Origin of the sequence: Paracoccus alcaliphilus (assembly GCF_028553725.1) — a bacterium.
In the GTDB taxonomy this organism is placed as follows: Bacteria; Pseudomonadota; Alphaproteobacteria; order Rhodobacterales; family Rhodobacteraceae; genus Paracoccus; species Paracoccus alcaliphilus.
The window spans coordinates 284,737-305,818 of the sequence record NZ_CP067127.1 but is presented as its reverse complement, the minus strand read 5'-3'; the positions used below and the strand labels follow the sequence as shown (position 1 = coordinate 305,818).

Genomic DNA, 21,082 nt, shown 5'->3' with positions numbered 1-21,082 from the left:
CTGTCTGCCCTCGTTGCGGCGTGTTCACGTTTTTTGTCGTTTGGCCGCGAGTTTCCGTGACTATCCGTGCTTTCATCCCGTCTTGCAAGCAATTTCAGCATTACAAGTCCGGACCCGGGGTTCCGGTGCGGGGGACGGCGACAATCAGAACCCCTGATAGAGGAAATCCAGCGCCCGTGTGATCTGATCTGATCGCGTCAGCAACGAGCCTGAGGGCTTGCCGAGCACATGCAAGGGCACGGCGGACAGGAATTGTGTCACCATGACATGTGGTTCTTCATGGATGTCAAAGACAGGGTTCAGGATGCTTGCCGGTCTGGGTGCCTTGGCAAAGGGCATGACCGGCACGACCACGCGGGTAATGAGATTGTCCAGCAGGTCGGCCTGAACATCCAGCAGATAGCCCAGATCCGCAGGGTAAAGATCGAATCGCGCCATCAGAAGGGGCGATATCGCGCCAGTGGCAGGTCATGTTCCTGCACCCATGCATTCGAGGCCTCCAACGCCTGCGCATTTTCGCGCTTCCACTGTTCGGCCCGGGCTTCGCGGACGGCATCGCGCAAACCGGCTTCGGCCGCGCGCGACAGGTTGATCCCCAACCCGCGGGCCTCGGCCAGAAGCTGGGTATCCAGCGACAGATTGGCGGGTTTGCGCGGGCCGGTGGGCAGGGCAGGGGGGTGATTCACGGAACTCTCCTGTTTCTCCAGAAGATATGCACATTCTCCATGCGCATCAAGAGTCCCCTTTTCACCCGAGCAGATCTGCTGCTGGATTACTGGCGCTGTCGATATCGGCGTAATAGCTCTGGGCCTGTGCGGCGGAGCGGTGCAGGCTGAGCTGCATGGCGGCGGCCAGCGGCGCGCCGTCCAGTGCGGCCTGGGTCAGAAACCCGGCGCGCAGCCCGTGGGGCGAGGCGAAGCCGGGCGGATAGCCGGCCAGCGCCAGCCGGTGGGCGATGATCTCGCGCAGCCCTTCCGGGCTCAGCCGCCGGGTCAGCACCCGGTCGGCGCTGCTGACCGGCCGGAACAGCGGCCCGGCGCGGATCCCCGACAGGTTGATCCAGTCGACCAGCGCCCGCGCCGGGCGGCCCTTCAGCGGCAGCCGCGGCGCGGCCTCGGGTCCGGTGGTCTTGCTGCTCAGCAGCCGGATCCGCAGCAGGCCGGCTTCGGCGAAGTCTTCGGTCAGCACATCGTCGCGGTTCAGCGCCACGATCTCGGCCCGGCGCCGCCCGCCCGCGGCAAAGCCCAGCATCAGCAGGGCGCGGTCGCGCAGCCCGCGCTGGCTGTGATCGCAGCTGGCCAGCATCGCCTCCAGCACCTCGCGGGTGATCGGGTTTGCGGATTTGCGCGCCCGCGGCCGGGCGGCGGCGCGCCGGGCCCGGCCGCGGGCCTGGGCGATCAGCGGCGCCTCGAAGGGCGAGGCGAGGTTGCGCAGGCGGTGGAACGCCCGCCAGGAGGCGATGCGCCGATCCAGTGTCGCCGGCGCCGGACAGGCAAGCGAGCGCCGCAGCCCGGCGGCGATCAGCGCCTCGGCCGCGGCGCGGGCCGGGCCGGTGGCGGCCGACAGATCGACGCTGTGATCGAGGATGAAGCGCAGCGCCACCGTCTCGCTTTCCGGCCAGGCCGGATCGGTGCCGAAGGCGGCGCGTTTCCAGGCGGCGATATAGGCCAGATCGCCTGCCTGGGCGCGCAGGGTGTTTTCCGGGGTGCCGCGGCGGAACAGATCGGCCAGGGCCTGCGCCTCATCGGCACCGAGCGCGGTCTCCGGGCGGGGCAGGGGGGCGGGATTTTTGGGCGTCATGGCGGCAGTCTGCCGCATTGCCGGGGCTGCGGTCAAGCCTGCCGATAACTGCACCTTATCGGCAGGAATGAAGACCTCAGGAAAAGTGGGAAGTAAGCCGCAGAAAGATGTTATAATGCGGTATATTATATATATAATGCTGTAATAGTTGGAAATTAATATACTGACTGGTGGAAAGAGACAGGCGCGGGCACCGCGGCGGCAGCCCTCATCTCCGCGCTAACTGCGGATCCTGCGGAACGCTGCGAGAACGGCTTGAGGTTGTCGTCCGCGTCTTTCTCGCCACCCATCCGGTCGGTTTCCGCGTCAGTACTCCGGCAAGCTTCGACACGGGCGGGATGTGACGGCATCTTGACATGGATCGACAATCTGATACCAGTGGTCATACCACGGTAAGATGAATGGGCGGATTTGTGTCGATCGTTCGTGAAAAGACGGAAGCAAAGGGGGGTTACGCAAGCGTCGTGGCCTATCTGCGCGAACAGTTGCTGTCGGGTGAACTGAAGACCGGCGATTGCCTGTTGCCCGAGAGAGAGCTTTCGGCCCGCCTTGGTGTCAGCCGGCAGGTGCTGCGGGAAGCCTTGCGGGCGCTGGCCATGATCGGTGCGGTCGAGATCCGCCACGGCGTGGGCACCATTGTCAGCCGGCCCGATGTTTCGACGCTGGGAGAGTTCTTCACCTTCGCTCTGGCACAGCAGTCGGAGGTCATCGACGATATCATGGAGGCGCGTGTCGCCATCGAGCACCACGCCATCCGTCTGGCCTGCCGCCGTGCCGGGCAGGCCGATTTCGACCGTCTGGCCGAACGCCTGTATGACATCGTGGAAACCATCCGCGACCCCGAAGCGGGCGGGCGCGCCGATTTCCGCTTTCACGAGGCTTTGGTGCAGGCGGGCGGCTCACCCACGCTGATCAGTCTTTATTCGTCGATCGCCTCACTGATGATGCGCTCGCATCTCGACCGTCGCGAGCAGATCATCCAGGTCGAGGGGATCGAGGAATTCCTGATCGACCATCATCGCAAGATTTTCGAGGCGATTGCCGCGCGCGATGCGGGTGTGGCCGACGAATTGCTGACGCGGCATTTCGAGATCGGTGCCGACTTCAGGCGCAAAGCCGGTTTTCGCAACGTCGCCGCCAACCTGCAGAGCCCCGCATCAGGGACCAGAAACACTCAAGGAGAGCAGAATGCAGATCGTGATCGGTAGCGACCACGCCGGGTATCACCTTAAAGAGAACGTCGCGGGATTCCTGCGTGAGCTTGGTCACGACCTTGTCGATATCGGCAGCTTCGACCCCGATCCGGTGGATTTCCCCGATATCGCCCGCAGCCTTTGTCAGAAGGTCCGCAGCGGAGAGGCCGAACGTGGTCTGCTGATCTGCGGCACCGGCGTCGGGGCTGTCATCGCGGCTAACAAGATCAAGGGAATCCGCGCCGCGGTTTGCCACGATGTGCATTCGGCCCATCAGGCGGTCGAGCATGACGATGTGAATGTGATGTGTATCGGCGCACAGATCGTCGGCGCATGGCTGGCACGCGATTTGGTGCAGTCGTTTCTGGACGCCCGTTTCGTGCAGGATCCGGACTTCATCCGCCGGGTCGAAAAGCTGGCGCAGCTGGAAGAAGAAAACTGACTACCGACCGGATGCCTGAGGAGAGATATCGCGTCGGAAAACAGAAATCTGGGAGGAGGCAGACAATGTCTGTGCAGGTGAAGGGAAGTGTCGGCTTCCTCGGGCTGGGGGTCATGGGCCGCGAAATGGCCCGCAATCTGGCGGTGGCCGGTTTCGCGGTAAAGGCCTATGATGTCGTCCCGACCGCGATCGAGGCGATGGCTGGAACCGGTGTTACGCCCGCGGTTACCATCGCAGAGGCAACCACCGATGCCGATATCGTCATCTCGATGTTGCCCGATACGCCGCAGGTCGAGGATGTCGTGCGCGGGAAGGGCGGGCTGCTGTCCAATCCGCCACGCGGCGGGCTTTATGTGGACATGAGCACCATCGCCCCCGAGGCGACCCGTATTCTGGCCGCTGACCTGCTGAAGGCTGGTGTCCGGATGCTGGATGCGCCGGTTTCGGGCGGTCCTGTCGGCGCAAGGGATGCCACGCTGACGATCATGGTTGGCGGCGAGGCTGCTGCCTTCGAGCGTGCGCGCCCGTTCCTGCAAGGCATGGGCACGACAATCAACCATGTCGGCGCCTCGGGCGCGGGACAGACCGTCAAGCTGTGCAACCAGTTGATCTGCGGCATCAATCTTCAGGCCATTTGCGAAGCTTTCGCATTGGGACGGGCCTGCGATATCGACCTTGTGCAGATGCGGGAGGTCCTGATGGGTGGCTCGGCCAGTTCGTGGATGCTTGAAAAGCTGGGCGAGGCGATGATCGAGGGCGACACCTCGGCCGGATTCCGCATCGACCTGATGATGAAGGATCTGCGTCTGGTTCTGGGCGAGGCCCAGCAGAATCTGGTTCCATTGCCCGCCACCGGCCTTGTCGCGTCGCAATATATCGCCGCGCAGGCGCATGGCGAGGGCGCGAATGGCAATCAGGCGCTGTTCCGCGTCTATGACCGCCTGACGGGACGGCCGACCCGGCGCGACGCCACGGCGAGCCTCGCATGATACTGGACTTCACACCCATCATCGCCCGTTGGCAGATGCTGATGGACGGCGCCTGGCTGACCGTTCAACTGGCCGCGGTGACGACGCTGACGGGCTTTCTGCTTGGAACCCTCTGCGCCGTCGCGCGCCGGTCGCATTTCCGCTTTGCCGCATCAATCGCGGGAGTTTATGTTGAGGCAATCCGCAACACGCCCTTTCTGGTGCAGATTTTCCTTGTCTATTTCGGCCTGTCCAGCCTTGGCTTGTCGTTGTCGGCGGTCACCGTCGCCATCATCGCCCTGACGATCAATGTCGGCGCCTATACCGCCGAGATCATGCGGGCCGGCTTCGATTCGATCCATCGCGGCCAGTGGGAGGCAGCCGAGACGCTGGGGCTGACGAAACTTCAGCAATACTGGCATGTCGCGCTGAGACCCGCGATGGAGCGGGTCTATCCGTCCCTGTCCAGCCAGTTCATCCTGCTGATGCTCGCCTCGTCGGTGACTTCGCAGATCTCGACCGAGGAATTGACGGCGGCGGCCAACTTCATCCAGTCCGCGACCTATCGTCCACTGGAGACCTATCTGCTGATCGCGCTGATCTATGTCGCGCTGTCGCTGGCCATGCGCGCGGTCTTCTGGGGGATCAGCATGATCATCTTTCCGCGCCGCCGACGTCTTGGAACCAGCCTGTAGGATCTGAACATGAATACGGCTCTCAACTTCAACCATCTCGGGTTCCTGCTTGACGGTGCGGTCTGGACCCTCGTGCTGTCGCTGATGGCGTTCGGCGGCGGAGGTCTGGCAGGCTTTGCGGTGGCGCTGGGACGGATCGCCCCGCAAAGGATCATTCGTATCCTGACGACCGGCTATGTTCAGCTGGTTCAGGGCACGCCGCTGCTGGTCATCATGTTCGTGACCTATTTCGGGCTGCCGACACTGGGCTTTTCCATATCGCCGCTGTTTGCGGCGGGCCTGTCCATGACCATCTATGTCAGCGCCTATCTGGGCGAGATCTGGCGCGGGGCGATCCAGTCCGTGCCTCGCGCACAGTGGGAGGCCGCCGAATGCCTGGCGATGAATCGCGGGCAGCGGATGTTCAAGGTGATCCTGCCCCAGGCGATCCGCATCGCCACCCCGCCCACGGTCGGCTTTTCGGTCCAGATCATCAAGAACACCTCTCTGGCGTCCGTCGTGGGCTTTGTCGAACTGACCCGCGCGGGCCAGCTTATCAACAACTCGATCTTCGAGCCGTTCATGATCTATCTGATCGTCGCCGGTCTCTATTTCTGCCTGTGCTTTCCCGTTTCCCTGTTCAGTCGCCGGCTGGAGCGGACGGGTAGCGCGCGCCTGCAGACAATCGAAGCCGTCTCGGCCTGACAATTCAATTCGGAGCACCTCATGTCCATCGTCGTCCTCGACAATGTGAAAAAAAGTTTCGGTGCAGTAACGGTTCTGCATGGCGTGTCCTTTTCGGTCGAAAAGGGGCAGGTCATGGCGTTGATCGGCGCCAGCGGATCCGGCAAAAGCACCGCCCTGCGCTGCATCGACCGGCTGGAGCAGATAGACAGCGGCCGGATCGAGGTCTGCGGCCATCAGGTCGCCGACCCTGCTCTGGAACTGCGCAAACTGCGCCTCGACGTTGGCATCGTGTTCCAGAGCTATAATCTGTTCCCGCATCTGACGGTCGAGCAGAACATCACCTTGGGGCCGGTTTCAGTCAAGCGCATGCCGAAATCCGAAGCAAGGCAGGTGGCATCGGATGTCCTGGCCAAGGTCGGACTGGCCGACAAGGCATCCGCCTATCCAGAACAGCTTTCAGGCGGTCAGCAGCAGCGGGCGGCGATCGCGCGTTCATTGGCGATGCAGCCAAAAGTGATGCTGTTCGACGAGGTGACCTCGGCCCTCGATCCCAAGCTGACCGGCGAGGTTCTTCGCGTGATCGAGCAACTGGCCAACAGCGGCATGACGATGATCATGGTGACCCATGAGATGAATTTTGCGCGGCGTATCGCCGACAAGATCGTCTTCATGCACGAAGGCAAGGTGCATGAACAGGGCGGACCCGAAATCCTGTCCGCGCCCGCCACACCCGAACTGCGCGATTTCGTGTCAAACGAACTTTGACCGCCGGGGGTGTGACACCCGGCCAATAGTGGAGGAGAAACGATGAAGAATCTTAAAAGGATGCTGGCTGCCGGCATGACTGCCGCCGTATTGGCGCAGGTGCCCGCAACGGTGATGGCGGATCAATATGCCGATATCATGGCCGCCGGAAAGATCCGGGTCGCCACAGATCTTGCAATTCCGCCATCGGGAATGCTGGACGATGACCTGCAACCGATCGGGTCCGACGTCGAAACCGCGCGTCTGCTGGCCGAAGACTGGGGGTTGGAGCTGGAATTCGTCGAAACCACCGGCGCCACGCGCATCCCGAACCTGCAAACCAACAAGGCGGATATCGTTATTTCCACCCTGTCGGTCACGCCGGAACGGGGCGAGGTGATTGATTTCTCGGCGCCCTACGCTGCGCTTCGCTCGGTTGTCGGCGCGCCTGCGGCCTCGGATATTGCGGGCTGGGAGGATGTGCAGGGCGTCGCGATTTCGGTGACCCGCGGCACGACTCAGGACACCCACCTGACGCCCCAGGCAGCCGAGCGTGGTTTCAGCGTCACCCGCTATGACGACGATGCGACGATGGTCACCGCCGCCGTCAGCGGCCAGGCCAAGGCCGTCGCGACATCCGAGACGCTGGTGCAGCAGATCGGCGAGCGTAACCCCCAGCTTGCTTTCGAGCCCAAATTCACGCTTGAGACCTTCGATCTGGCCATCGGCCTGCGCAAGAACGAACCGGAACTGAAGGCGAAGCTTGACGAATGGGTCGAGGTCAACCTGAAGAATGGCAAGCTGAACGAGATTTACGAGAAGTATCACGGCACGTCGCTGCCCGAAGAAATGCTGCAATAACTACAGTCGCACTGAAAAATGACTGCGGCGGGATCACTCGTGCCGCCGCGGTGCAACAAGGCAGGGGTTTCGGATGATCATCGTCTTCGGTTCGATCAATGTCGATCTGGTCTCGCGGGTGGCCGAGATTGCCCGCCCGGGTGAAACAGTCCTGGCGCCGGGTTACGAGACCTGTTTCGGCGGCAAGGGCGCCAATCAGGCGGTGGCCGCTGCCCGGGTGTCGGATCGCAGGGTCGTCATGGTTGGCGCCGTCGGCGATGATGCCTTCGGTCGCGACTGCGTGGCGAATTTCGCCGCGCATGGAGTCGATACCGACGCCATTCATCAGGTCGCCGCACCGACAGGGCTGGCCTTCATTTCCGTCGATCAGCATGGCGAGAACGCCATCACCGTTGCCAGCGGCGCGAATACCCGCATCGCAGCGGAATGGCTGGATGCGCTGCCTCTCGACAACCGGACGATCTGCGTCATGCAGATGGAGGTCGGCATGACCGAAAACATCGCTTGTGCCCGTCGGGTCCGGGCGGCGGGCGGCAGGGTGATCGTGAATTTCGCTCCTGCCGATCCGGAGAACGATCCGCAGCGTGTGGACGAGCTTCTGCAACTGGCCGATATTCTGGTGGTGAATGAAATCGAGGCGGAAACCATCATCCGCCACGGCGCGGGTGGTGTCGCGACGCCTGCGGCGCTGGCGCGACGTCATGGCTGCGATCTGGTGCTGACCCGTGGTGCGCAGGGGGTGGATTGGCACGGGTCCGACGGCGCCATGCTGCATTGCGATGCCCCTGCCACAAAGGTCGTCGATACGACCGGTGCCGGGGACACTTTCGTCGGGGCGTTGGCGGCGGCATTGGGCGCGGGCGAGGGACTGTCGCAGGCGATGGCGCAGGCTACAGTTTCGGCATCCAAGACCTGCACATGGCAGGGGGCCCAGCCGCCGCAGAGTCACGACGGCGATCCCGGCCCCGGCGCTGTTGATTGCCACTGAGAATTGACCCATGTGCAACCTTGCCTCGGCTTGAACCAGCTGGGAGTACATGGAGTGATCGACATGGGATTTTTGAAGGTCATCAGGACATGGGCTGTCAATTCGGCCCTTTAATTGCGGGTCTTCGTCAAGCGACTTTCTCTGTCCGTGCCGGGATCATGGTCCTTTTCGAGGTCATGGCCTCATGTTGATGTCCGGGTCGGGGCCTCAACGTACGCCTCGCAGGTGCCTTGCGGGCCTGCAGCCGATTGAACGAGGTCACCGCGACCACCGTCCCGGCGGGACATCACAGGTCTGGCGTCAGGCCTGCAATCTCGGGGTCGGGTCAGGCGGAGGTCATGCCGTCCTTTCTTTCCCCCATTCGAAGACCGTGCCGTCGACCCAGATGCAATGGAGGATCACGGCCAGCTTCCGGGCCACCGCGATCTGGGCCTTCTTCATCCCGTTACGCTTGGCAAGGCGCAGGCCCCATGCCTTCAGCGCGCACCATCTCCTGGTCCGATGCAGCAGGACACTGGCCGCCTCGAACAGATAGGTTCGCAGCAGCCGGTCGCCCCATCGCGACACATGGCCGTTGGTGTCGGTTTCGCCGGATTGCCTGCGGCGCGGGGTCAACCCGAGATAGGCGCCGACCGTCGCCGCATTGCGGAACCGCGAGGGATCGTCGATCGCGTGGCGGAAGGTGAGCGCCGTTACCACGCCGATCCCCGGCACCGTCATCAGTCGGCGGGTGGTCTCGTCTTCCCTGGCGAGTTGGCGGACCCGCCGGCCCAGCCCATCCAGCTCGCCACAGACATGTTCGTGGACAGAGAGCAGCGGTCGCAGCACTGGCCGCAGAAGATGCTCCTCTCCGGACATGTCCTCCACCCGGCGCCGGAACTGTCCTCCGATCGACCGGGGGAAGATCAGGCCGCATTCCTTCAGCATGGCGCGGATCTGGTTCTCCAGATCGCGCCGGATCCGCACAAGGCGCGACCGGGTGATCAGAAGCGATCGGGCTTGCTGGCTAGCCTCGCTCTTCACGGCGACCTCGCGATACCACCCGATCCGGACCAGTTCGGCCAGACCGCGCGCGTCATTCTCGTCGCTCTTGTTCATTCGCACCGACAGCGCGGCATGGGCGTGGCGCGCGTCGATACAGACCACCGGCAGGCCGGCCCGGCGCAGCTCGTGCCAGAGCCAGCCCGACATGGCGCCGGTCTCGAAGCCGATGCGTTCGGCCTGCGGCGCCTTCTTCGCCAACAGCGCAGCCAACGGTCGGGTCAGGGCGACCACCGGCAGCAATTACGTCATCGTACCGAACTTTGACCCCTTATTGGAGCGCGCGCCCGGGGGTGGACCAGTCAGACCGGTTAAATTGACCCGCTGCTGGCTTTCAGAGGAAGAAAGCCCATGTCCAGACGCCACCGCAGTCACAGTACCGAATTCAAGCGCCAGGTCGTCGCCGAGTATCATGGCGGCGAGACGCTGCATGCACTCGGCCGTCGCCACGACCTGTCGCGCAACCTGATCCGCATCTGGATCGAGAAGGCAAAGGCCGGCGCCCTCGACGACGACGTGGCGGCGGCCGAGCTGATGGCCGAGTACGAAGCCCGGATCGCAGCGCTCGAACGGCTGGCCCGACGTCAGGCACTTGAAATCGAATTTCTAAAGGGGGCTCAGCGCCCGGGACGCTCGCCGAGAAGCGGGCCTATATCAGGGACTGCCGACCGGGCGGGCTCTCGATCCAGCGGGGATGCGAGCTGATGAGTATCGCACGGTCCGGCTTCTATGCCAATCTCGGTCCCAAGTCCGGCGACACAGCGATCATCGCGGAAATTCGGGCGATCACCGACGAGTTCGAGTGCTACGGCTACCGCCGAGTCGGTGCAGAGCTCCGCCACCGGGGCATCGTCGTCAACTCGAAGAAGGTGCGGCGGCTGATGAAGGAGAACGACCTGAACCCGCGGCGCCGCCGGCGTTTCGTCCGCACGACCGACAGCGATCATGGCGAGTTGATCTTTCCGTTCATTGCCAAGGGGTTTGAGGTTCACGGCCCCGATCAGCTCTGGGTGGCCGATCTGACCTACATCGCCATCCAAGAAGGCTTCGCCTATAACGCGCCGATCCTCGACGCCTGGTCGCGGCGCGTTGTCGGCCCGGACTGCGCCCCATTCCCCGACGCCCGGTTGCCGGAACGCTTAGCGGGCAACAGCGATGATGCGCCAGGCGCGATCGCCCTTCGGGTCGTCCTGCCCCTGTGACTTGTTCACCGCCCATACGTTGCCCTTGCCATCTGCGCGCATATGGTATGGACGGGAAGGCGGGCCGGAAGCGCTGGAGGATCGCCCTTCGGCGCCGAGGCGGGTGTGGAACCGCATCGGCGAGGATATCCAGGACCAGATCGTCGAGATGGCGTTGGATGCGACCGATCTCAGCCCGCGCGAACTGGCCGTGCGCTTCACCGACGAGAAACACTACTTCGTGTCGGAAGCCACGGTTTACCGGTTGCTCAAGGCCCATGACTTGATCACCAGTCCGGCCTACGCGGTGATCAAGGCGGCCGATCAGTTCCACACCAAGACCACACGGCCGAACGAGATGTGGCAGACCGACTTCACCTACTTCAAGATCATCGGCTGGGGCTGGATGTATCTGTCGACGGTGCTTGACGACTTCTCGCGCTACATCATCGCTTGGAAGCTATGCACCAACATGCGAGCCTAGTAGTATTGGAAGCGGACTGAACCCTTTCGTCCCAAAACTGCCTTGTTGATGAAGTTTCGCAAGGCGCATTTGTCACCGCTGATCTCACTCCAGTTCGACCATCAGGTCCTTTGCGTCGATCTGGGCGCCGGGGGTGACGTGGAGGGCCTTGACCACGCCCTCGCGGTCGGCGTGGATGGCGGTTTCCATCTTCATCGCCTCGATGGTCAGCAGCAGGTCGCCGGGGTTGACCCTCGCGCCCGGGGCGACGGCGAGGGCGGCGGCCGAGGCGGCGGCCTTGCGGTTCGGCACCCGGATCACCCGGGGCTGGCCGTTCAGCTCGAAGAACACCTTGACCTCGCCCGCCTCGTCGGTCTCGCCGATGGTCAGCAGCTGGATCTCCAGCGTCTTGCCCGGCGCGATTTCGGCCGAGATCGCCTCGCCCGGCGCCATGCCGTAGAAGAAGGCCGGCGTCGGCAGCACCCGCACCGGCCCGTACAGGCGGTGCCGGCCCATGTAGTCCAGAAACACCTTCGGATACATCAGCCAGCCGTTCAGGTCCTCGTCATCGACCGCCCGGCCTTCCAGCTCGGCCGACAGCTCGGCCCGCGCCGCCTCCAGGTCCACCGCCGGCAGGCTGGCGCCGGGGCGGCCGGTCAGGGCTGGCTCGCCCTTCAAGACCTTCTTCTGCAGCGCCGCGGGCCAGCCGCCGGGGGGCTGGCCCAGATTGCCGCGCATCATGTCGACGACGGAATCGGGAAAGGCGACCTCGGTGGCGGGATCCAGCACCTGCGCCGGGCTCAGCCCCTGGGCCACCATCATCAGCGCCATGTCGCCCACCACCTTGGAGCTGGGCGTGACCTTGACGATATCGCCGAACATCCGGTTCACATCGGCATAGGCCTGCGCCACCTCGTGCCAGCGTTCCTCGAGGCCCATGGACCGCGCCTGCGCCTTGAGATTGGTGAACTGCCCGCCCGGCATCTCGTGCAGCCAGACCTCCGAGGCCGGGGCCTGCAGGCCGGATTCGAAGGCCGCATATTGCGCGCGCACCGCTTCCCAGTAATTGCTGATCCGGCGGATGGCGCCGATATCGAGGCCGGTGTCGCGATCCGTGTGCCGCAGCGCCTCGACCACCGACCCCAGCGTCGGCTGCGAGGTATTGCCCGACAGCGCGTCCATGGCGCAGTCCACCGCATCCACCCCGGCCTCGGCCGCCGCCAGGATCGAGGCCCCGGCAATGCCGCCGGTGTCATGGGTGTGGAAATGCACCGGCAGGCCGATCTCCTCCTTCAGCGCGCGGACCAGGAGGGAAGCCGAGGCCGGCTTCAACAGCCCGGCCATGTCCTTCAGCCCCAGCACATGCGCCCCGGCCTCGCGCAGCTCGCGCGCCATCTTCAGATAGTATTGCAGGTCGTATTTCGACCGCGCCGGGTCCAGGAGGTCGCCCGTGTAGCAGATCGTGCCCTCGCAGAGCTTGCCGGCCTCGATCACCGCCTCCATGGCCACGCGCATGTTCGGGGTCCAGTTCAGGCTGTCGAAGACCCGGAACACGTCCACCCCGGTCTCGGCCGCCTGGCGGACGAATGCGCGCACCACATTGTCGGGGTAATTGGTGTAGCCGACGCCGTTGCTGGCCCGCAGCAGCATCTGCGTCATCAGGTTGGGCATGGCCGCGCGCAGGTCGCGCAGCCGCTGCCAGGGGCATTCCTGCAGGAAGCGATAGGCGACATCGAACGTCGCCCCGCCCCAGCATTCGACGGAAAACAGCTGCGGCAGGTTGGCGGCATAGCTGGGCGCCACCCGGATCATGTCGAAAGAGCGCATCCGCGTGGCCAGCAGGCTCTGGTGGCCGTCGCGCATCGTCGTGTCGGTGATCAGCAGCCGCTTCTGGGCCAGCATCCAGTCGGCCACCGCCTGCGCGCCCTGCTCCTCCAGCAACTGCTTCGTGCCGGGTGCGGGTTCTCCCTGCGGCGCGGGCGGCACCGGCAGGCGCGGCTGCGCCGGCGGGCGCGGGCGCCCGGCGGTCTCAGGATGGCCGTTGACGCTGATATCGGCCAGGTAGATCAGCAGCTTGGTCGCCCGGTCGCGGCGCTTCCTGAACGCGAACAGCTCCGGCGTGCCGTCGATGAACCTGGTCGTATAGGTATCGTTCAGGAAGGCCGGGTGCTTCAGCAGGTTGATGACGAATTCGATATTCGTCGCCACCCCGCGCACCCGGAATTCGCGCAGGGCCCGGTCCATCCGGGCGATGGCCTTCCCGGGCGTCTGGGCATGCGCGGTGACCTTGACCAGCAGGGAATCGTAATGGCGGGTGATGACGCCGCCGGAATAGGCGGTGCCGCCGTCCAGCCGGATGCCGTTGCCGGTGGCGCTGCGATAGGCGCTGATGCGGCCATAGTCGGGGATGAAGCTGTTCAGCGGATCCTCGGTGGTGACCCGGCATTGCAGCGCATGGCCTTGCAGATGCACGTCCGCCTGCGCGGCGGCGCCGGTGGCCTCGGCCAGGGTGGCGCCCTCACTGATCAGGATCTGGGCCTGGACGATGTCGATGCCGGTGACCTCCTCGGTCACGGTATGCTCGACCTGGACCCGCGGGTTCACCTCGATGAAGTAGAATTGCTGGCTGTCCATGTCCATCAGGAACTCGACCGTGCCGGCATTGCGATAGCCCACCGCGCGCCCGATCCGCAGCGCCAGATCGCAGACCTCGGCCCGCTGTTCGGGGGTCAGGTAGGGCGCAGGGGCGCGTTCCACCACCTTCTGGTTGCGCCGCTGCACCGTGCAGTCGCGTTCATACAGATGATACAGCCCGCCATGGGCGTCGCCCAGAAGCTGCACCTCGACATGGCGGGCGCGCTGGATCATCTTTTCCAGATAGCCCTCGCCATTGCCGAAAGCCGCCTCGGCCTCGCGCCTCCCCTCGCGCACCTTCGCTTCCAGCTCCTCGGCGGTGGTGATCGGCCGCATGCCGCGCCCGCCGCCGCCCCAGCTGGCCTTCAGCATCAGCGGATAGCCGATCTGCGCCGCCTTGGCCCGGATCGCGTCGAAATCCTCGCCCAGCACCCCGGTCGCCGGGATCACCGGCACCCCCGCCTCGATCGCCACCCGCCGCGCGCTGGCCTTGTCGCCAAGCGCCCGCATCGTCTCCGCCTTCGGCCCGATGAAGGTGATCCCCGCGGCCACGCAGGCATCCACGAAATCGGGGTTTTCCGACAGAAGCCCATAGCCGGGATGGATCGCGTCCGCGCCGCTTTCCTTGGCGACCCGGATGATCTCGGGGATCGACAGATACGCTGCAACCGGCCCCAGCCCCTCGCCGATCCGGTAAGCCTCGTCAGCCTTGAAGCGGTGCAAGCCCAGCTTGTCCTCCTCGGCATAGACCGCGACCGTCCGCTTGCCCAGCTCTTCGGCCGCCCGCATCACGCGGATCGCAATCTCGCCACGGTTGGCAATCAGGATTTTGTTGAACTTAGCATTACAGTTGCGTTTTCAGTTTGATATGAGCCTGTCTTGCTGCGGCTTGATGCGCTCGCCGCCAAAGCGACCATGCGATGATCTGTGCGGGCTGGATTTGACGCTGTGCCATGCGGTTGGCGATGCGGCGGATTTCCTGGACAGACCATCGGATCAGGGGTGGCGATGAGGCCTGCGCATTGTTTTTGGGGGCGGTGCGGCATTGGCATGATGACGGATGACGGCCATCATGGCGAAGGCCAGCATGACCAGGGAAACATGGCGGTGCCAGCCGTGCCAGGAGCGCGTCTCGTTGTGATCGAGGCCAAGCTCGTTCTTCGCGGTCTCGAAGCTGTCCTCGATCGCCCATCGGTGGCCCTCGATCCGCACCAGTGTTTCCATAGACGTGCCCTGCGGACACCAGGTTGAGAAGAAGGCCAGATCGCCGTCAGAGATATTGCGGCGGATCAGCAGGCCTCGTGTCCAGAGCCCGCTGAATTTCGCGTCGAAATCTTCGGCATCGAGATCGGCCAGTTCGATATAGGCCCAGTCATGGAGGCGTTCTCCCTTGGTACCTGACCCCGCCGAAAGGCGTCGCCAGGCAACCGGGGGTAGGTCCGCGGCGATATCCTTCGCGGTTCCGGCAACGGCATAGGGCTTGCCCCAGGAGTTGAACGCATGCTTTGCGCTGACCCCAAGCACATATCCCTTGCCAGCACGCCGCAGCGCCATCTCGATATCGCCGACCCCATAGACGCTGTCCGCCGCTACCCAGGAAAACGGCACATCCGCAGCCAGCGCCCGCTCGATCATGGTGCGGGCAATCGCGGGTTTGGTGGCAAAGCCGAGTTCCTGCGGCACATGGGCCTTGCCGCGCCGGTCGGGATCGTCCGTCCAGGCCTTCGGCAGATAGAGCGCCCGGTCGATGAAGGCGTGCCCATGGTGCGAGACATAAGCGGCAAAGACCCCGATCTGGCAATTGGTGATCTTGCCCGCCGAGCCGGTGTATTGGCGTGCAACACCACAGGAGGCATGTCCCTGTTTCAGAAATCCGGTCTCATCAATCACCAGCACCGCATCCGGATCGGCCAGCGTTTCCAGCGCATAGTCGCGCACGATGTCGCGCAAGGCATCGGCATCCCAAGGAACCCGACCGAGGATCGCCTGCTGCCGCCACGGACCCTTGTCGCCAGCGGCTTCCGCCCGCATCCATCCGGTCTTGCGCCGTTCGTCTCCCAGCAGACCATCGAGAAACTGACCAGCCGATACCGCAACCCGTTCCTGTGTGAACAGCACCCGCATCCGCGACTTCACATCCCGAAGCGACAAAGCCCACAGTTCAAGCGTTTCCTCGACAGGCAATTCCGACATCCATGACCTCATCCAAATCATGGTAACCCATTGATTCAGAGATGAGATGGAAACGCAACTGTAATGCTAGGGCGTGTTGACAAAAGGGATTCACCGGGCGCGGTGATCGTGATTCAAGCTGGTATCTGCAATGGAGACCAGCGTGGCACGAAACCTGATGTCGAACGACGAGTGGGCGTTCTTTGAACGCTTCATCCTGGCTGTCCGTTCTCCGAACGGCCGCAAGCCCACGAACCATCGGCTTGTTCTGGATGGGATTTTCTGGATCGCCCGAACGGGGTCGCCCTGGCGCGACCTGCCGGAAGAGTTCGGCAAATGGTCGTCTGTCTATCGGCAGTTCCGGCGCTGGACGTTGGCGGGGCTGTGGGAACAGATCCTGGAGGCGCTGAACGAGAGCCGGATCGTGCCGGATGCGCTGCAGATGATCGACAGCACCGTGGTTCGCGCTCATCATCAGGCAGCGGGCGCAAAAGGGGGACTCCGCGCCAAGGTTTCGGCCGCTCGCGAGGTGGCTTCACGACCAAGATCCATCTGCGGGTCAATGCGGCAGGCCTGCCCATGAGAACCGAGATCACGGCCGGGCAGACATCGGACTACCTCGGCTTCGATCTGGTCATGGCTGACAACCTGCCCGAGCCAAGCGTTCTGCTCGCAGACCGCGGCTACGACTCCGACAACATCCGCAAGACCATGGAGGTGCGCGACGTGGTGCCGGTCATCCCCATGCGCAAAACCCGGAAGCTACGGGTCGCCGTTGACCGCAGGCTCTACCGCCTGCGCAATCTCGTTGAGCGGTGCTTCAACAAGCTCAAGAATGCCCGTCGCGTCGCCACCCGCTACGACAAGACCGCCGAAAGCTTCCTGGGCTTCATCGACATCACGTCGATCCGCCTCTGGCTCCGCCATTTGTCAACATGACCTAGGAAACGGAGGATCGAGAATGGCCAACAAGCGACCGAAGCCGGAAGAGATTGTCTCGAAGTTGCGGCAGGTTGAGGTTCTGATGGGGCAAGGCCTGTCCCGTCTTGATGCGATCAGGCGGATCGGCGTTGTCGAACAGACTTATTACCGCTGGCGCAAGCAATATGGTGGGATGGGCGTAGATCAGTTGAAGGAACTGAAGCGGCTTCAGCAGGAGAATGAACGGCTCAGGCGTGCTGTTTCGGATCTGACCCTGGACAAGCTGATCCTGACGGAGGCGGCTCGGGGAACCGCAGGTCCGCGCAGCGAAACTTCTGAGCCCCGCTCGCCGCCGGGCCTGCATTGACCATGTCCGGGGTGAGTTGGGCGTTTCCGAGCGTCGGGCCTGCCAGGTGCTGCGCCAGCATCGCTCCACGCAGCGCAAGTTGCCGCAAGGGCGAGCGGATGAAGATCGCCTGGTCGCCGACATGATCGAACTGGCCCGACAATATGGCCGCTATGGCTATCGTCGGATTGCGGCTCTGTTGCGGGATGCCGGATGGCAGGTGAACGACAAGCGGGTCGAGCGCTTGTGGCGGCGGGAGGGGCTGAAAGTGCCATCGAGGCAACCAAAGAAGGGCCGGTTGTGGCTGAATGACGGATCCTGTATCCGGTTGCGGCCGGAATACCGGGATCATGTCTGGTCGTATGATTTTGTTCATTGCCGCACCGATGACGGCAAGGTGTTTCGAACGCTGAACATCCTTGATGAATTCAGCCGCGAATGCCTGACGATCAGGGTGCGGCGCAAGTTGAACTCAACAGATGTGATCGATGCACTGACCGACCTGTTCATCTTGCGCGGCGTTCCCGCCTTCATCCGCTCCGACAATGGCCCGGAGTTCATCGCCCAAGCCGTTCGGGACTGGATCAGCGCCGTCGGTGCAAAAACGGCTTACATCGAGCCCGGATCGCCCTGGGAGAATGGTTATTGCGAGAGCTTTAACGCCCGCTTCCGCGATGAAATGCTGAATGGAGAAGTCTTCTACAGCCTCCGCGAGGCACAAATACTGATCGAGCAATGGAGGAAGCACTACAACACGAAACGACCACACAGCGCATTGGGCTATCGCCCGCCAGCCCCGGAAACCATCCTTCCGATGGACCAAAGACCGGCGATGCACTAACTTTTAAAATGGACCACTCAAGTGGGGCTGATCACGTCTGTACCCCTGACTTGCGCTTGGGCCGGTGTTATACAGGCAAAAGCAATGCAAAGGGCGAGAAAGGCGAAGCTGAGAGCACGAAAGAGCATGAAATTCTGTAGGCAGTAAGGAATATGTGTTCTGGGAAAACCATCGGACTCAATAGTACCTGCAATTCGCGGGCGCATGGGTCAATACATTATCGTCGCAGCAGGTGGCACATCAGGCTCAGGAACTATGATATGCGATATGATGCAGCATTACATCAACGTATTAATAATCATGGGCTGCCGCTGAGTCCAGCACCATGCTGCGTTCATGACATGAATGGGCATTGCTGGTGGGTGACCGCCCCCCGACGGCATCTGTTTGCCAGGGTGGGTTGGTGCTACAACGAAGATGGGGGAACGATCCTTGCGGCGTCTGATGATCATCGGCGCCAACTGTGTGGTCATCAAGCGGCACGTTCATGCCTCGGCTCGGCCAGGCACCGGATGTATGTTGTGAATTTCGCTATTCAGGCTTTCCGGATCGGCGGACGGAAGCTCCAGCCGCGCAGAATCGCCTGATAGACCTGACGGCGGATTGCCCACGGCACATCACCGGCTCTCAACTGTGACCTTACCCCCCATGCGAAGCTCAGTACGCCGACAAAACCCTGCTCACGAGCGCGAAATGAGGACTCGTTGCGCGCACCATATTTGAACTTCCACAAACTCTTTTCCGTGACGAGGCTGTAGTTAACGCCCTTGTTGTCGGGCGTGTCATGGATGACGCGGCTTTCGGGCACGAAGATGCCGGGATAGGATTTTGACAGCCGTCGGGTGTATTCCGCATCGTCGAACCAGATGAAGTAATCCGCGATCGGCAGGCCGTGGGACTCGATTGCCCAACGGGGCACCAGCACCGAGACAAAAGAACAGGAATCAACCAGAGCCCACGCCTTTTGCGGTTGAACGAACCGCGCCCAGTCCCAGACGGGACGGGGCGTGTTCATTTCGCACAGGCTTCCGTCGATCCATTCTACCCGGGAACAGGCAAAACTGGGACGCCAGACATTGTCGGCTTCGAATTTCTGGATCGCGTCCAGCAGTTTTTCCAGCGCATCTGGTTCCGCATAGGCATCGTCATCCGAAATCCACAGATAATTTGCCCCGGAGGCATAGGCGATCTTCATTCCCTCGTGAAAGCCACCCGCCCCGCCGACATTTTTCGGCAGCCGTACATAGCGTAAGTTAGGCATCCCGGTGGCCCGGGCCTCGACCAGGGACTGGGTATCGTCGGTCGATGCATTGTCCACCACGAAAACCAGATCAGGTATCTGCGTCTGCCGTTCCAGAGCATCCAGAACCCGCATCAGTTTATCCGAGCGGTTGAAGGTCACAATGACGGCGGCTGTCTTGGTAAGTGTCATGACTGGCTTTCGGCAGCGGCGCGATAGATGGGCATCAGAACCTCCTCGGCAGTCGGATCTGCGGCGATCTTGCGGAATCGTTCATGTAGTTCCGCCTGTTGTCGTACAAGAAATTCCTTCTCGCGCCACAGATTGTCCACCACCGAGACGGACGATTTGACCGCCGAGAAGGGTTCAAGGCTCAATAGCAGTTCCGGCGGGATCAGTTCCGCCTGAGCGCCGACATTTGTCGAGATCGGGATGCAACCATGCTGGATTGCCTCATAACAGACCAGCGCCAGCCCCTCATTGTTCGACGGTAGCAACAGGATATCGGATTTTCTCAGCAGGGCCGGAATATCAGAATTGGCAGGCTCTTGCGCCACTTGCTGTGTCAGATTGTATCGTTTCAGCAGCATACTGACGGTATCGGCAAAGGCACCTTCGCCGACGATCGTGGCCGTCAACTCAATTCCGTTACGCTTGGCCCAACGGGAAAGGGCCCGCAGGGTTTCGACCAGGACGACCGGGCGTTTCTGGTAATGCATCCTGCCGATGAAGGCGACGTGAAGATGTTTCTGGCCCGCGCTCATGTTCAGATCGGGGAGGGTGATCTCTTCGATCCGCTCTAGCATCCGGCCTAGATGAATATTGTGCATGATGTAGAAGTTGTTGCGGTAATAATCGACAAGTTCACGGCTGATGACGTGGTGATGGTCGATATAATTGGTCCAGACTCCTGAAACCCGAGGATAGCCGCCATCGGCATTTTCCACGATATGGGTGGAATCGACCACCTTTATCCATGGGGTGGTGACACGCAGATGTGCGAGCGCGGCATAAAGTGGCACGCAATGGTGAATATGGATCAGGCGGATGTTTTCAGCATGGGCGAGCCGTTCGATATACTGAGGCCATAGTTCATGTGCCAGATAACGGTCAAGCCGGATGAACTGTATGTCTGGATGATCCGGCAACCTGTCCGCCAGCCGTTGAAACGACGGAACCGACGCCACGACGATGACCCGCAATCCGGCGGTCAGTGCCCAATTCACACAGTCGAAGGCAAGCTTCTCGGCCCCACCGACTTCGAGCCAGTGAAAGCCGATCAGGATGGCCGGACGCTGAGCGATATCCGGGCCGCTCACGGCCAGCGGCGGCAGCGCGGGCGATCCGTCGCTGCTGGGCAATGACTGATGGCTGTGACGCTTTCGCCGAAGCCTCCTGCGCCGCATTTCCACCTGATAGCGCAGATGCTCGTATGCCATCGGCCACATGCGAAACAGCGCCCTCAGGCGACGGACCGGCTGCCAGGGCGCCTCGATATTCGCAGTCTCGCCCGGCAACGGTGCGCGCGGCACCGAAAGATTGATGGAGCGCATCCCGACACCAGCATGCCCCGCTGGCAGTCTGAGACGCCCCAGATATTCGGGGCGCAGGTGATGAGGATGAAACGTCATCCGGTCGTTCACGACCAGCGGCGCCCCCCAGACCGGATCCTTGCCCTGCCAGAAGGTGAAGTCCAGATCATCATCGGGGAACAGGCATCGATAGATCGCGATGGCCTCCGCCTCTTCGCGTTCCAATCGTTTGACGTCCGTATCGGCGACAGGGCGGGCAGATGCGGGTACTGACATGATCGATGTGATCCTCGAATCCGATTGCAAGTAAGGGAGCGGTCGCTCTGACGGCCAGCCCGGGTGCGGGGGCAGAGG

General features: G+C 62.7%; 17 protein-coding genes and 5 pseudogenes. 14 read left to right on the top strand and 8 right to left on the bottom strand.

Annotated elements, in window-relative coordinates; genetic code table 11:
• Positions 1–144: 144 nt before the first annotated feature.
• The 3 genes from JHW40_RS23590 to JHW40_RS23580 all read right to left on the bottom strand — a co-directional run bounded on the left by JHW40_RS23590 (position 145) and on the right by JHW40_RS23580 (position 1,800).
• Entirely contained in the window at positions 145–438 is a 294-nt protein-coding gene (locus tag JHW40_RS23590) for a CcdB family protein (RefSeq protein ID WP_090618078.1), read from the bottom strand.
• On the bottom strand, positions 438–686 hold the full coding sequence (locus JHW40_RS23585; protein WP_244519414.1) for a type II toxin-antitoxin system CcdA family antitoxin: 249 nt from the start codon (positions 684–686) through the stop codon (positions 438–440). Before JHW40_RS23585 ends, JHW40_RS23590 begins: the two co-directional genes overlap by 1 nt.
• A gap of 61 nt (positions 687–747) precedes the next feature.
• Positions 748–1,800 carry a tyrosine-type recombinase/integrase gene (locus JHW40_RS23580; RefSeq protein WP_272849149.1) on the bottom strand — a complete coding sequence of 351 codons (1,053 nt, stop codon included), beginning with the start codon at positions 1,798–1,800 and terminating at the stop codon, positions 748–750.
• Positions 1,801–2,201: 401 nt separating this feature from the next.
• Between JHW40_RS23580 and JHW40_RS23575 the strand changes: the two genes are divergently transcribed.
• The 8 genes from JHW40_RS23575 (at position 2,202) to JHW40_RS23540 (ending at position 8,357) form a co-directional block, all read left to right on the top strand.
• Entirely contained in the window at positions 2,202–3,008 is an 807-nt protein-coding gene (locus JHW40_RS23575; protein WP_090618039.1) for a FadR/GntR family transcriptional regulator, read from the top strand.
• Positions 2,989–3,435 carry a ribose 5-phosphate isomerase B gene (gene rpiB, locus JHW40_RS23570; RefSeq protein ID WP_090618037.1) on the top strand — a complete coding sequence of 149 codons (447 nt, stop codon included), beginning with the start codon at positions 2,989–2,991 and terminating at the stop codon, positions 3,433–3,435. Before JHW40_RS23575 ends, rpiB begins: the two co-directional genes overlap by 20 nt.
• A 65-nt stretch (positions 3,436–3,500) precedes the next feature.
• The gene (locus JHW40_RS23565) at positions 3,501–4,424 is read left to right on the top strand and encodes an NAD(P)-dependent oxidoreductase (RefSeq protein WP_211657463.1); all 924 of its coding nucleotides are present in this window, start codon (positions 3,501–3,503) and stop codon (positions 4,422–4,424) included.
• Positions 4,421–5,098, top strand: a complete 678-nt coding sequence (locus tag JHW40_RS23560) for an amino acid ABC transporter permease (RefSeq protein WP_090618032.1) — start codon at positions 4,421–4,423, stop codon at positions 5,096–5,098. The genes JHW40_RS23565 and JHW40_RS23560 overlap by 4 nt, the downstream gene beginning before the upstream one ends.
• A 9-nt stretch (positions 5,099–5,107) precedes the next feature.
• Positions 5,108–5,782 (top strand): amino acid ABC transporter permease, encoded by a 675-nt coding sequence (locus JHW40_RS23555; protein WP_090618030.1) that lies wholly within the window; start codon positions 5,108–5,110, stop codon positions 5,780–5,782.
• A gap of 21 nt (positions 5,783–5,803) precedes the next feature.
• On the top strand, positions 5,804–6,529 hold the full coding sequence (locus tag JHW40_RS23550; protein ID WP_090618028.1) for an amino acid ABC transporter ATP-binding protein: 726 nt from the start codon (positions 5,804–5,806) through the stop codon (positions 6,527–6,529).
• Positions 6,530–6,571: 42 nt separating this feature from the next.
• Complete coding sequence (locus JHW40_RS23545; RefSeq protein ID WP_090618026.1) at positions 6,572–7,369, top strand: transporter substrate-binding domain-containing protein; 798 nt, start codon at positions 6,572–6,574, stop codon at positions 7,367–7,369.
• A 73-nt stretch (positions 7,370–7,442) separates the two neighbouring features.
• A complete protein-coding gene (locus JHW40_RS23540) occupies positions 7,443–8,357 on the top strand; it encodes a ribokinase (RefSeq protein WP_090618024.1) in 915 nt (304 codons plus the stop codon).
• A 336-nt stretch (positions 8,358–8,693) separates the two neighbouring features.
• Here the strand turns inward: JHW40_RS23540 and JHW40_RS23535 are convergent.
• Positions 8,694–9,611 (bottom strand): annotated as a pseudogene (locus tag JHW40_RS23535) (IS110 family RNA-guided transposase); the annotation flags it as partial.
• A 138-nt stretch (positions 9,612–9,749) separates the two neighbouring features.
• On the opposite strand from JHW40_RS23535, the gene JHW40_RS23530 reads away from it, so the two are divergent.
• From JHW40_RS23530 to JHW40_RS23520, 3 genes and pseudogenes are all read left to right on the top strand, one after another.
• On the top strand, positions 9,750–10,103 hold the full coding sequence (locus tag JHW40_RS23530; RefSeq protein ID WP_090617985.1) for a transposase: 354 nt from the start codon (positions 9,750–9,752) through the stop codon (positions 10,101–10,103).
• Positions 10,103–10,600, top strand: coding sequence for an IS3 family transposase (locus JHW40_RS23525; protein ID WP_090617987.1), 498 nt, complete (start codon positions 10,103–10,105; stop codon positions 10,598–10,600). The genes JHW40_RS23530 and JHW40_RS23525 overlap by 1 nt, the downstream gene beginning before the upstream one ends.
• A gap of 43 nt (positions 10,601–10,643) precedes the next feature.
• Positions 10,644–11,060 (top strand): annotated as a pseudogene (locus JHW40_RS23520) (DDE-type integrase/transposase/recombinase); the annotation flags it as partial.
• A gap of 87 nt (positions 11,061–11,147) precedes the next feature.
• Here the strand turns inward: JHW40_RS23520 and JHW40_RS23515 are convergent.
• Together JHW40_RS23515 and JHW40_RS23510 are read right to left on the bottom strand one after the other, a co-directional pair.
• Positions 11,148–14,513, bottom strand: a pseudogene (locus tag JHW40_RS23515) (pyruvate carboxylase); the annotation flags it as partial.
• Between the two features lie 159 nt (positions 14,514–14,672).
• A complete protein-coding gene (locus tag JHW40_RS23510; RefSeq protein ID WP_139208308.1) occupies positions 14,673–15,869 on the bottom strand; it encodes an IS701 family transposase in 1,197 nt (398 codons plus the stop codon).
• 130 nt (positions 15,870–15,999) lie between these two features.
• Between JHW40_RS23510 and JHW40_RS23500 the strand changes: the two genes are divergently transcribed.
• The 3 genes and pseudogenes from JHW40_RS23500 to JHW40_RS23490 form a co-directional block, all read left to right on the top strand.
• A protein-coding gene (locus JHW40_RS23500; protein ID WP_088238952.1) for an IS5-like element ISPme2 family transposase occupies positions 16,000–16,787 on the top strand; the annotation gives its coding sequence in 2 pieces (ribosomal slippage) (positions 16,000–16,336 and positions 16,336–16,787; 789 coding nt in all).
• Positions 16,788–16,809: 22 nt separating this feature from the next.
• Positions 16,810–17,956, top strand: a pseudogene (locus JHW40_RS23495) (IS3 family transposase).
• 399 nt (positions 17,957–18,355) lie between these two features.
• Positions 18,356–18,466: pseudogene (locus JHW40_RS23490) on the top strand (IS110 family transposase); the annotation flags it as partial.
• Positions 18,467–18,491: 25 nt separating this feature from the next.
• On the opposite strand, the gene JHW40_RS23485 reads toward JHW40_RS23490, so the two are convergent.
• Together JHW40_RS23485 and JHW40_RS23480 are read right to left on the bottom strand one after the other, a co-directional pair.
• Positions 18,492–19,388 carry a glycosyltransferase family 2 protein gene (locus JHW40_RS23485; RefSeq protein ID WP_090617502.1) on the bottom strand — a complete coding sequence of 299 codons (897 nt, stop codon included), beginning with the start codon at positions 19,386–19,388 and terminating at the stop codon, positions 18,492–18,494.
• Complete coding sequence (locus tag JHW40_RS23480; RefSeq protein ID WP_090617501.1) at positions 19,385–21,004, bottom strand: glycosyltransferase; 1,620 nt, start codon at positions 21,002–21,004, stop codon at positions 19,385–19,387. Before JHW40_RS23480 ends, JHW40_RS23485 begins: the two co-directional genes overlap by 4 nt.
• Between the last annotated feature and the right edge of the window lie 78 nt (positions 21,005–21,082).